At 37.1% G+C, this 11,965-nt stretch carries 9 protein-coding genes; 1 reads left to right on the plus strand and 8 read right to left on the minus strand.

Annotated features, from left to right (window positions below; translation table 11 throughout):
• Nucleotides 1–20: 20 nt before the first annotated feature.
• The 8 genes from RST01_RS01140 to RST01_RS01175 form a co-directional block, all read right to left on the minus strand.
• On the minus strand, nt 21–1,397 hold the full coding sequence (locus RST01_RS01140) for an NCS1 family transporter (protein ID WP_147193510.1): 1,377 nt from the start codon (nt 1,395–1,397) through the stop codon (nt 21–23).
• Nucleotides 1,398–1,473: 76 nt separating this feature from the next.
• Nucleotides 1,474–2,829, minus strand: coding sequence for an allantoinase AllB (gene allB, locus RST01_RS01145; protein ID WP_147193511.1), 1,356 nt, complete (start codon nt 2,827–2,829; stop codon nt 1,474–1,476).
• Between the two features lie 35 nt (nt 2,830–2,864).
• Nucleotides 2,865–4,205 carry an allantoinase gene (locus RST01_RS01150; RefSeq protein ID WP_147193512.1) on the minus strand — a complete coding sequence of 447 codons (1,341 nt, stop codon included), beginning with the start codon at nt 4,203–4,205 and terminating at the stop codon, nt 2,865–2,867.
• Nucleotides 4,206–4,675: 470 nt separating this feature from the next.
• A complete protein-coding gene (locus tag RST01_RS01155; RefSeq protein WP_147193513.1) occupies nt 4,676–4,879 on the minus strand; it encodes a YbdD/YjiX family protein in 204 nt (67 codons plus the stop codon).
• An 18-nt stretch (nt 4,880–4,897) separates the two neighbouring features.
• Nucleotides 4,898–6,949, minus strand: coding sequence for a carbon starvation CstA family protein (locus tag RST01_RS01160; protein ID WP_147193514.1), 2,052 nt, complete (start codon nt 6,947–6,949; stop codon nt 4,898–4,900).
• A gap of 245 nt (nt 6,950–7,194) precedes the next feature.
• Complete coding sequence (locus RST01_RS01165) at nt 7,195–8,106, minus strand: pseudouridine-5'-phosphate glycosidase (protein WP_066786941.1); 912 nt, start codon at nt 8,104–8,106, stop codon at nt 7,195–7,197.
• Nucleotides 8,103–9,212, minus strand: coding sequence for a carbohydrate kinase (locus RST01_RS01170; RefSeq protein ID WP_147193515.1), 1,110 nt, complete (start codon nt 9,210–9,212; stop codon nt 8,103–8,105). Before RST01_RS01170 ends, RST01_RS01165 begins: the two co-directional genes overlap by 4 nt.
• Before the next feature lie 145 nt (nt 9,213–9,357).
• Nucleotides 9,358–10,740, minus strand: a complete 1,383-nt coding sequence (locus tag RST01_RS01175) for an amino acid permease (protein WP_147195050.1) — start codon at nt 10,738–10,740, stop codon at nt 9,358–9,360.
• 674 nt (nt 10,741–11,414) lie between these two features.
• Here RST01_RS01175 and RST01_RS01180 point away from each other — a divergent pair.
• A complete protein-coding gene (locus tag RST01_RS01180; RefSeq protein ID WP_147193516.1) occupies nt 11,415–11,963 on the plus strand; it encodes a cysteine hydrolase family protein in 549 nt (182 codons plus the stop codon).
• Nucleotides 11,964–11,965: the final 2 nt, after the last annotated feature.

Below are 11,965 nucleotides of genomic sequence, written 5' to 3' on the forward strand. Positions count from 1 at the left end.
AATCTCCAATCCTTTTCCTTTTATTTCTCGAATATTGTTCCTTTTTTGAAAGGAGAATTTTTAAATCCAAATTTCGTGATTAAGTAATAAGCAATACCAGCTACGAAGAAACCAATAATCCAAGCTAAGTCTACTTCAATAAAGGCTGCTGCTGCACCAACCAGCATTGCAATGATCGCTGCAGGGTTAAACCCTTTATATGGGCCGTTCGCATTATATAAATCCGCAACGTCGACTTTACCTTTTCTAAAGATATGGTATTCAACCAATAGAATAGCAACGATTGGTCCTAAGAATGCTGAGTAGATTAAAACGAACATATTTAAACCTTTTGCTGAAGATTCTTGAACAAGCATCCAAGGGAATGAAACAAGTGCAAGTACCCCAGTTACAGTAACAGCTACTTTGTATTTCGCTTTTGTTAACAATGTAATAACGTATGCAGGCGGGATAATATTAGCAACCATGTTTGTTGCAATAACACCTAACACAATGAATGCTGAAACACCGATTGTGATTGCATCATTATTAATAATGATTGCTAATGCTTTTGAAGGGTTTGTAATACCAGTTACTGATGCAAGCATTGCACCAATTGTAATAACAAATCCATAAGCAATCACGATTGGAGAAAAGTATAAGAATCCTCGTTTCGTATCACTATAACCTGCTTTTAATTCACGAGAATAGTCAGCAGCACTTAGGAAAATCGCTGCGTAGTTACCTAAGAATACCATGATGAAACCGAAGAAATGTAGACCCCAAGAACCTTGAACATGGATCCAATTTTTCGCTACTTCAGCGCCATGTGAACGCACTAAAATGATGAATACATACAATAATGCTACCATGATAACGACAGAAGCAAGAGTTTCTACCCATTTAATAGCATGGAAACCGAATAAAGATAGAACAATTTGCAATAATACAAGAGCAACGAAGCAAATAGCAATATTATCAAAAGCACCATTCGTTGCAATTGTTAGGATTTCGTTTAATGCAGTACCACCAATCCAGCTTTGAATACCATACCAGATAATCGCAGGAACGCCTCGCAATAAGGATGAAATGATTGTTCCTTTAAAACCGAATGACATTCTTAATTGTACAACATAAGGAACGCCTTCTTTGTAGCCTAGTCTGTCATTTAAGATGAAAATGGTTGAAATAATTGCGATGGCAATAATAGCTGCCGCAAATGTTTGGAACATGTTTAATGTTGCAGCACCTGCTACTACCAAACTCGCTCCCAAAGTCATATTCCCAAGGTTAACACCATCACCAATCCACATAAACATATATGAAAGTGGATTTACTGTTCTTTTGTCAGCCGTTTTCGGGTGTAGAGTTTCGTCTTCACCGCTGTGTGGCTGTACCTCATTTGTATTATTTGTCATTCTAAAATACCCTCTCATTTAACACGGGCATTGCACAGCAATACCCGCGCCCATTTCACTTTTTTAATTTAAGGAATTATTTTTGAGCAGCCATCAATTTTCCGATTGGCTCCCCGACAATACCTTCATTTAAGTCGAACACAACGTTACCGCGTACAATTGTTTTAGTGACACGACAATCAATTTGTCTGCCTTCATAGGCACTAAATTTGTTTTTATAGTAAAGATCTTCTCTTTTCACTACATAAGATTGGTTAGGGTCAACAAAAATAATATCCGCATCTTTACCGACAGCGATTTCACCTTTGTTTGGCAAGTTAAAGCGTTCAGATGGATGCGTCGCAATTAAGTCAACAAACTTGTTAACTGGTAAACCGCGTTGTTTTACAGCTAAGTCAAACATCAAATCGACATTATTTTGAACACCACTAATACCGCCCCATGCTTCAAATATATTGCCTTGTTTTAAGTTTTCAGTACAAGGAGAGTGGTCAGATGTAATCCAGTTAATATTGCCTTTCATTAGCTCATCCCAAAGTCTTTCTTGGTCTTTTGCTTTTCTTAGTGGCGGCTGACATTTTGCACGTGGCCCAATTTCTTCCACTTGTTCAGCAGTAATAGCCAAATAATGAGGACAAGTTTCTAGTGTTACGTCCACACCTTCTTGTTGCGCTTTTACGATAACTTGTACTGCTTCAGATGTACTAATATGCACAAGGTGAAGTTTACAACCTGTCTCTTTGGCAAAAAGGATTGCACGGGAAACTGCTTCTACCTCAGTAAAGATAGGACGTGATTCCACGTAATCCATTGCAGTAGTACGGCCTTCTCTTACCATGTCTTCAGCAAGTTTTTTTGTTACAGATGGGTTTTCTGCATGTATGCAAAGCAGTTGGTCTAACTCAGCCAATTTTTGCATTCCTTTATACAATGTATAATCATCTACATTTGTAAAGTCACCAGGAATATCACTCGTTATGTCAGATAAGAAACATTTAAATGCAAGTACTCCAGCTGCATCTAATTCTTCCAACTTGTCCAAGTTATCAGGAACAAGACCTCCATAAAACGCATAATCCACATAGTTTTGTGTTTTGGCTGCTTCCAGTTTAAGATCTAATGCTTCTTTATTAATTGTAGCAGGAAGAGCGTTTAACGGCATTTCTACATAACTTGTAGTACCACCGGCTGCCATTGATTTAGAGCCTGTTTCAAAACCTTCCCATTCTGTACGTCCTGGTTCACTGATATGCACATGCGTATCAATCATACCTGGCATTACAAATTGACCTGCTGCATCAATCACTTCTTTAGCATCTTCAGTGATATGTTCTGCAATGCAAGAAATTTTTTCATCTTTGACTCCAATATCTACTTTGCGAACGCCATCATGAAAAACAACGTTACCGCCTTTTATTAATAAATCAAACATACTTTAAGTACTCCTCTCTCGAATAAAGAATAAGCTTATTGCACTTTATCGACTATAATTTTGCCGTTTTCAAAGACAACTTCGCCATTTACCAATGTGTTTTTAACTTTCCCTTTGAAAGTCATGCCCACATATGGAGAGTGTTTGTGGCGATAGTATAAATCTTCATTATGAAGGGTAAAGCTTTCATTTAAATCAACAATTGCCAAATCAGCATCATAGCCTGAAGCTATTTTACCTTTTGTAGAAAGTCCAAAACGTTTCGCTGGGTTTTCAGCTGTTAGTTTTACGATTTTTTCTAATGGCAGATTGCGTTTATAGTACCCTTCTGTAAGCAAAATATTCAGTGTTGATTGTGCACCTGAGATTCCGCCCCAGCCTTCAAAGAAATTATCTGTAATAGTTTTCATAGAAGCTGGTGCTGGAGAATGGTCTGAACCAATGACATCAATTTCGCCATTAGCTAGTGCAGCCCATAACTCTTCCACTTCATCTTCATCGCGTAAAGGAGGAGCACATTTTGCTAAGCCGCCTTTTTCTTCTAAATCTTTTACTGTTAATGCAAGATAGTGAGGACATGTTTCAACGGTTACATTCACGCCTCTTTGTTTTGCTTCTTCAATGATTTTTACAACTTTACGGCTGCTCGCATGTACTACATGTAGTTTACAACCTGTCGCTTCTGAATAAGAAATAATTCTTCTAACTGCTTCAATTTCAGAAATGATAGGTCTAGACTCTACATAGTCTCTTGCAGAAGTTTTACCTTGACTAATTTTTTCTTCAGCAAGCTGCTCACAAATGACAGTGCTTTCAGCATGCACAGCAAGAATAGAACCGAATGAAGCAATTTCTTTCATTCCTTTAAAAATGGTTTCATCATCACTGTGATTAAAGTCAGCAATGCCGCTTGGAGACATGAAAGCTTTAAAACCGATAACACCATTGTCATGCAATCCTTTTAAATCTTTAATATTTTCAGGGACTAGACCACCCCAAAAACGAGGATTAACAACAGCTTTTTGATCAGCAAGCGCTTTTTTCAAAGCTAAGTTTTCAGCGTTAATTGTCGGAGGAGTACTATTTAACGGCATATCGAAAAATGTTGTTGCGCCACCTGCAGCTAAACTCTTGCTACCTGTCTCTAAACCTTCCCACTCAGCTCTACCTGGTTCATTAAAGTGAACATGTGAGTCTATTAAACCCGGAAAGACATGAAGACCTTCTGCGTTAATTTCTTTAAGGGCATCTCCGTCAATTTTTCTTCCGTATGCCACTTCTTGAATTTTTCCGTCCTTAATCGCTATATCTCCTAGCTGAACAGAATCAGCACTTACTATATTGCCGTTTCGTATAATCAAATCATATGAAGTCATAATTCCTTCTCCTCTCAATGTCTGTTTTGACTATTTCTAATATAGTTTGCATGGCTTAGCTAGTTTAATACGCAAACACTTATTATTCAAGCAGCGTATAAAGAGGCAAAGTCTTTACTAATATTCTTGAAATGTTCAAAGATTCGTCGTAAAAACGCTCGAATTTTGTCATATACTAGATACATAGATTATTATAATCATTTTGTATAAGTTGGTCGTTAGACACTTTAAACAAATTACACAATAGCTAGTGTACATTTTTTCTAATAGATTTTCAATTTTTGTTCACTTTGAACAAATCGTTTATTTACAATAACTATCTTAAAGTAATATTTATTTTTGTTTTGTTTACCCGTTTTTGCTAAATTTTACTTAATAAAAACCAAAATATTCTATTCTTTGTATAATAAAAGCCTCCAATTCTAAAAGAATTGGAGGCTTTATAAATTTCTATTTATATAGTTGAATGCCTAGCAGCAACGTGAAACTTTACCATCTTTCCCATTGTAACGTTCTTCCTGCGCTTCGCAGAAAAACTCCTTCCTGCTTTTTATTTGCTGATCTGGATTTGCTTCTTTCATATGTTTTACATATGTTTCATAGCTCGGAACTCCAACTAATAGCGAGATAAATTGACTTCGTTGTTCTAGAACCTTTTTTAAAATAGTTAGCATATTAGCTCCTCCTATCCTTTATGCACTTCGTTTATAGACGGTTTCATGAAGCGTTACTTTTTTATTACCTAATACTTTGAACCAAATTCGTAGAGCGGAAATAAAGACAGTAATCACGACAATCATAAAGATGGCACAAAGAGCTGCATCTACATAATCATTGACTAAAACTTGACGCATTTGAGCTATAGTAGCTGCAGGTGCCAATACTTCCCCTTTATCAAGCGCATTTTGAAATACTTTCGCATGTGATAAGAAACCGATTTTAGGGTTGTCATGAAACAGTTTTTGCCACCCCGCTGTCATTGTTACAACTAACAATAGAGTGGTTGGTAGCAATGTGACCCATGTGTAAACTTTTTTCCCCATTTTAAAGAGAATAGTTGTTCCCAAGACGAGCGCAATCCCCGCGAGCATTTGGTTGGCGATACCAAATAACGGCCAAAGTGTATTAATTCCACCTAATGGGTCTACAACACCCTGATAGAGGAAATACCCCCACCCTGCAACACATAGTGCCGTAGCAATAATGTTCGGTATCCAGGCATCTGTCTTTGCGAATGGTTTATAGAAATTACCTATTAAATCTTGAATGATAAAACGGCCAACCCTAGTACCCGCATCGATAGTCGTCATAATAAACAACGCTTCAAAAAGAATGGCAAAGTGATACCAGAAAGCCATCATAGTCGTTCCGCCAATTACTTTCGAGAATATGACTGCCATTCCGATTGCTAATGTAGGAGCTCCACCCGTTCTTGAAAGAATAGAAGCTTCACCTACCTGATCGGCAAGCCTTGTTAAATCATCAGGAGTCAATTTAAAACCCCAATCACTTATTGTAGCAGCTACAGTAACAGCATCAGTACCAATTGCAGCTGCAGGGCTGTTAATAGCAAAATAGATGCCTGGTGTAAGAACACATGCTGCAATCATGGCCATCACAGCTACAAAGGATTCAGTAAGCATAGCACCATAGCCGATCGCTCTCGCATGTGACTCACGTTCAATCATTTTTGGAGTAGTACCTGATGAAACTAATGCATGGAACCCTGATACCGATCCACAAGCTATAGTAATAAATAGGAATGGGAAAAGGTTACCCGAAAAGACAGGACCAGTACCATCAATAAATTTGGTTACTGCAGGCATTTCTAATGAAGGAGCTACAATTAATATGCCTAGCGCCAAGCCGGCAATAGTTCCTACTTTTAAAAACGTACTTAAATAATCACGCGGAGCCAGCAAAAGCCAAACCGGCAATACAGAAGCAATAAAACCATAAGCGATCATCATAAGAGCAATTGTTTCGCCTTTAAAGGTAAACATTTGCGCTAACGTTTCATGTTCTGATACATATTGTCCGAAATAAAGAGATAATATTAATAGAATAATACCGATGATTGAACCTTCGCCCACTCTTCCCGGACGGATATACCTCATATAGATCCCCATTAAAATAGCAATAGGAATCGTTGCTGCGATGGTGAACATACCCCAAGGGCTACCCGCTAAAGCCTTAACAACGACTAGAGCCAATACAGCTAATAATATGACCATAATGCCTAAAATTCCTACCATTGCAATAATGCCTGTTACTTTGCCAATTTCATCTTTAATCATTTCACCTAACGATTTTCCGTTGCGTCGCATTGATCCGAATAGAATAATAAAATCTTGAACTGCTCCAGCCACCACAACGCCTACCACAATCCAAAGTGTTCCAGGCAAATAGCCCATTTGTGCAGCTAAAATTGGCCCAACAAGCGGACCCGCTCCTGCAATAGCCGCAAAATGATGTCCAAATAAAACCCATTTATTCGTAGGAACATAGTCTTTTCCATCATTGTTCACTACTGCTGGCGTTTGTCTAGAATCATCGAGCTGAAAAACCTTATTCGCTATAAATTTACTGTAAAAACGATAGGCAATAGCATAAACGCAAAGAGCTGCGGTCAAAATCCATATTGCATTGATACTTTCACCACGTTTTAAAGCAACATAACCAAAACTTATTGCCCCAATAGCAGAAATTACTCCCCATAATAAGATGGATCTTAATGCTTTCAATTTTCCTGCCCCCTTATGATTCTAATTCTGTATAAATCTCTTTTTCTCTCCTCCTGACAAAAGATTAATATACAGTTTATGCTGAATTATATAATAATATAATCTGGAAAACAAAATAATTTTAATGTTTATATATATAAAGAAGAAACTCGACAATTTTAAAAGTATTTCTCCAAAATAAAAGGCCTTAATCTTTCAGATTAAGGCCACTCATTTTCTATTCTATTTATCTAATTTGTTAATACTTAAAGTTGATTGTAGTTGACAGCTAGTTTTGCACCAATCACTGCATTATTTTTCACTAATGCAATGTTGGCATCAAGACTTTTACCTTTTGTTAGTTCTTTTACCTTTCCTAATAAGAAAGGAGTTACATTTTTACCCGTAATTTGTTTTTCTTCTGCTTCTTTTAATGCAGATTCAATCACTTCATTAATTACAGATTCGTCCATTGCATACTCTTCAGGAATTGGATTGGCAATAACAGCTCCGCCTTTAAGGCCTAAATCCCATTTCACTTTTAATGTTGAAGCAATTGTCTCTACATCTTCTGCTTTAAAGTTGACGGGGAATTCGCTTTTGCGTGTATAGAAAGCTGGTAGTACGTCCGTGTTATAACCGATTACCGGTACACCTTTTGTTTCAAGATATTCCATAGTTAATCCTAAGTCTAGAATAGATTTAGCTCCAGCACAAACTACTGCCACATTTGTTTGACCCAATTCCTCTAAATCTGCTGAAATATCCATGGTGTTTTCAGCACCTCTATGAGCACCGCCAATACCACCCGTAACAAATATATTGATTCCAGCTGCTTCTGCACAAATCATTGTTGCAGCTACAGTAGTTGCTCCAAGTTTTTTTGTAGCAAGCAAATAAGCTAAATCACGACGTGACGCTTTCGCTACATCTGAGCTCTTGCCGAACATTTCTAATTCCTCATCTGATAGGCCAATTTTTATTTTTCCATCCACTATAGCAATTGTTGCTGGGACTGCCCCATTATCACGGATTATTTGCTCTACTTCACGAGCTGTTTTTACATTCTGCGGATAAGGCATGCCATGAGAGATAATGGTTGACTCTAAAGCCACTACTGGTTTCCCTTGTTCTTTTGCTGCGCGTACTTCCTCAGATAAAGTGATGTATTCATTCATGATAATTCCTCCATGTCTTTTTGTAATTGTATTGGGGATAAATTTTGTCTAACCGTATATGGAGATGCTAATGTTTTTGAAGCATTCACACTTGCAGCTCTAGCTATTTCGGTTAAAGGTTTTCCTTCTAGCCAAGAGTAAATTACAGCAGATGAAAACGCATCTCCCGCTCCTGTTACATCAGCAATTTCATCGACTGGGATGGGTGGGATATGTAGGATTCCTTCATTTCTATTACCTATCATAGACCCCTCTTTGCCATTTGTGATGACTACATTAGCAATACCTAAATCTAGCCACTTTTCAACAGCCTTTTTCCAATCTTCATTTGTTTTAATTTCAGTATTAAAGTAAGTTTCCGATTCATCTCGGTTGGTAATTATCCATGATACCCCTGCCAAATCATCTGGCAAGCGAATCATTTTCGGAGATGAAACAGGAATTATTACAATTGGCAAGTTATGACTTTTAGCAAAGCTGCACAAAAATTGGATGGTTTCCTTAGGGCAATTCAAATCTGCCACAATGCATTTGGATTGACTTAATAAAGCTTCATTTTTCAACAGCAAATCAGGCGTGATAGCTTCATATACTTCCATATCTGCAAGGGCTATTATTAATTCACCCTGTGCATCCAAAACAGCAGTATAAGAACCTGTTGCCTTTTCAGGGAATTTAGCTACTGTATCAAGCTTCATATAAAGAGATGATGCGTCTTCAATGAATGACCAATCCATATCAAGACCACTTGCAGATAACAGCGACACATCACAACCAAGTCTTCCTAAATTCTCTGCAATATTACGGGCTACTCCTCCAGCATTTTGGGTAGTGTAACTTGGATTCGAAGTGCCTAGTTGAGCGCTATCTTTGATATGAAATTTACGATCAATATTGGCTCCGCCAACACATATGATTTGTTCGGATTCACTTAAAATATAGGCCCTACCCAAAATATTACCTCGTTTAGTTAAACCAGAAATCATATTAGCAATTGATGGACGCGATAAGCCTAACATCTCTGCAAGCTCTTGCTGCGACACATAAGGATTCTTGCGTATTGCATTCAAAATCAACTGCTCTTTATCAGTTATTTTTTCAGGCATCTTATCACCTTTCAAACATTTGTTTATTAACCAAACATTTGTTTAATCATAATATGTTTTCTATCTGTTGTCAATAAAAATATGAAAGCCTTTTCATTTTAATCAACAAAAAAAGAAGCAGGAATATACCTGCTTCTTTGTATCGTTAATCTTTAAACGTAAAATCCATTTCCTCTGGTTTAACAATTTTAGACTTTCTGACAAATTTATAACCAAAGAACAAGATTAAAAATAATGGGATACCTAGATAAGCTGCTACTACACTTCCCCAGTCAACTTTATCAGCTAAAAAGGCTTGGAAGTTTTGTGCAATAATCACAATTATACCGCATGCAACTGCGAAAATCGGTCCAATCGGGAACCACTTGGCACGATAAGGCAATTCATCTAATGAATGTCCTTGCGCTAAAAATCCTTTTCGGAAACGATAATGGCTTACTGAAATACCTAACCAGAATATAAATCCAGTAATACCAATGGCATTCATTAACCACAAGTAAACAGTTCCATCACCGAAAAATGATGCTAAGAATGCAAGTGCGCCAATTGCACAAGTGAAAATCATACTCACTACTGGTACACCGCGTTTATTTAATTTACCAAAAATTCGAGGTGCTTGTCCCTCCTTCGCCATTGAAAACAGCATACGAGTTGAAGCGTAGACACTTGAATTTCCTGCTGATAATACGGCAGACAATATAACTGCATTCATAAGAGACGCAGCGAAAGCAATCCCTGCTTTTTTCAATACTAATGTAAATGGACTCACCATAACTGAATCATTTTGTAAATTGGCATTTGTATATGGAATTAATAATCCTATTACAAAGATAGCAAAAACGTAGAATAACAAGATACGCCAAAATACGCTTTTGATTGCTTTAGGAACATTTTTGGCAGGGTCTTCACTTTCCCCTGCTGCTACACCGACAATCTCAGTCCCTTGGAAGGAGAAACCAGCCGCAATAAAGACTACGAATACTCCTAGAATACCTCCTGAGAAAGGCGCGTCACCCATTGTAAAGTTTTTAAACCCTACTGCTTCGCCACCCATAATTCCGAAAATCATTAAGACTCCGACAATTAAGAAAATAACAATGGCACTAACTTTGATTAACGATAGCCAATACTCACCTTCACCATAGCCCTTAACTGATAAATAATTTAGCAAGAATATAATAGCTAAGAATCCGCCGCTCCAGATCCATGAGGGGCTATCCGGAAACCAAAATTTCATAATCATTGTAGATGCGGTCAATTCTGCAGCAATTGTCATTGCCCAGTTAAACCAATATAACCAACCTATTGAAAATCCAAAAGCAGGGTCAACAAACTTGGAGGCATACGAACTAAACGATCCACTAGTTGGCATATATGCAGCCATTTCTCCTAAGCTTGTCATAACGAAATACACCATTGCTCCAACTAACATATAACCGAGCAGTGCTCCACCTGGTCCTGCTGTATGAATGGCTGATCCACTGCTTAAAAATAAACCAGTACCAATTGCACCGCCAATTGAAATCATCGTCAAATGGCGAGATTTTAATTTTCTCTTTAAATGTGTTTCTTCCTGTGCTCCCGCAGATATTTCCCCTTGTTTAACCAACACTTTTTGTTCATCTTGTTGCAAAGTCAATCAGAACACCCCTTTGTAAGCGGTAACATTTATTAGTATGAGGCTTTAAAGCAGCAAATTTGCTAATCATTGTGTTCTACAAATATAGTTTTCAAACCGCTATACAATAAAGCGACCTAAAATAAAGTGTCAGCCTACTGATTTCTAAAACTTTATACTAGAAATATAATTTAAAATTGTCGAAAGTGTCAATGTTTTTTTCGACAACTTTCGCTTCTCCATAAATATAACCATATAAAAAAAGCTTCCCTTGCGCAGTAATCTGCATAAGAAAAGCCTAGAAGATCATCTTTTATTCATGTTTATTTTAATGAATCGGGATTTCGATAAAATCAAAAGCAAGATTTAGAAAGAAGATAGAATGTATAAAAACAAAGAGCAATGCTTGCTTATTTAACTTTTTTCCTACAGTTTGATCCATTAGCTCCAACACCCTTCTTGTTTTTTGTTATTATAGTCTAGATAATATAAATATGCAAAATATTTTTTATTTTAAGTTTTTTCGTAATTACCCTTCAATTATGTCATGATATATGTAAAGACACAAAGGAGCTGTTTATTAAATGGAGAAAGCATTAATTATTATTGACTATACGTATGATTTTGTAGCTACAGATGGTTTGCTTACTTGTGGAGAGCCTGGACAAATGATTGAAGAAAAGATGATTGAACACATCAATGAATTTGTAAACAAAGGAGAGCTAGTGATTTTTGCTTGTGATTTGCATGAAGAAAATGATCCATTCCATCCAGAAACTGCACTTTTCCCTTCTCATAATATAAGGGGAACAAAAGGCAGAGAATTATACCATAGCGTCCAGACTCTGTACGAAGAGATAAAACACCTGCCTAATGTCAAATGGATGGACAAAACACGTTATAGCTCTTTTGCCGGAACCAATTTGGAACTGCTATTACGAGAAAGAAAAATTAATGAATTATATTTGGCTGGCGTGTGTACAGATATCTGTGTATTGCATACAGCTGTCGATGCTTACAATTTAGGATATCACCTCCATATTTATTCTGATACAGTTGCAAGCTTTAACGAAGATGGCCATACATGGGCTCTCAGACACTTCAAAGAAGCTTTGGGAGCGAATGTTTTATAAAA

It is taken from the genome of Rummeliibacillus stabekisii, from assembly GCF_007988965.1.
In the GTDB taxonomy this organism is placed as follows: domain Bacteria; phylum Bacillota; class Bacilli; order Bacillales_A; family Planococcaceae; genus Rummeliibacillus; species Rummeliibacillus stabekisii.

Coding starts and splice junctions, on each gene's coding strand:
- RST01_RS01155 (WP_147193513.1), bottom strand. CDS start 4,879: ATGCTAACTATTTTAAAAAAGGTTCTAGAACAACGAAGTCAATTTATC.
- RST01_RS01175 (WP_147195050.1), bottom strand. CDS start 10,740: ATGATTTCAATTGGCGGTGCAATTGGTACTGGTTTATTTTTAAGCAGT.
- RST01_RS01165 (WP_066786941.1), bottom strand. CDS start 8,106: ATGAATGAATACATCACTTTATCTGAGGAAGTACGCGCAGCAAAAGAA.
- allB (WP_147193511.1), bottom strand. CDS start 2,829: ATGTTTGATTTATTAATAAAAGGCGGTAACGTTGTTTTTCATGATGGC.
- RST01_RS01180 (WP_147193516.1), top strand. CDS start 11,415: ATGGAGAAAGCATTAATTATTATTGACTATACGTATGATTTTGTAGCT.
- RST01_RS01150 (WP_147193512.1), bottom strand. CDS start 4,205: ATGACTTCATATGATTTGATTATACGAAACGGCAATATAGTAAGTGCT.
- RST01_RS01170 (WP_147193515.1), bottom strand. CDS start 9,212: ATGCCTGAAAAAATAACTGATAAAGAGCAGTTGATTTTGAATGCAATA.
- RST01_RS01140 (WP_147193510.1), bottom strand. CDS start 1,397: ATGACAAATAATACAAATGAGGTACAGCCACACAGCGGTGAAGACGAA.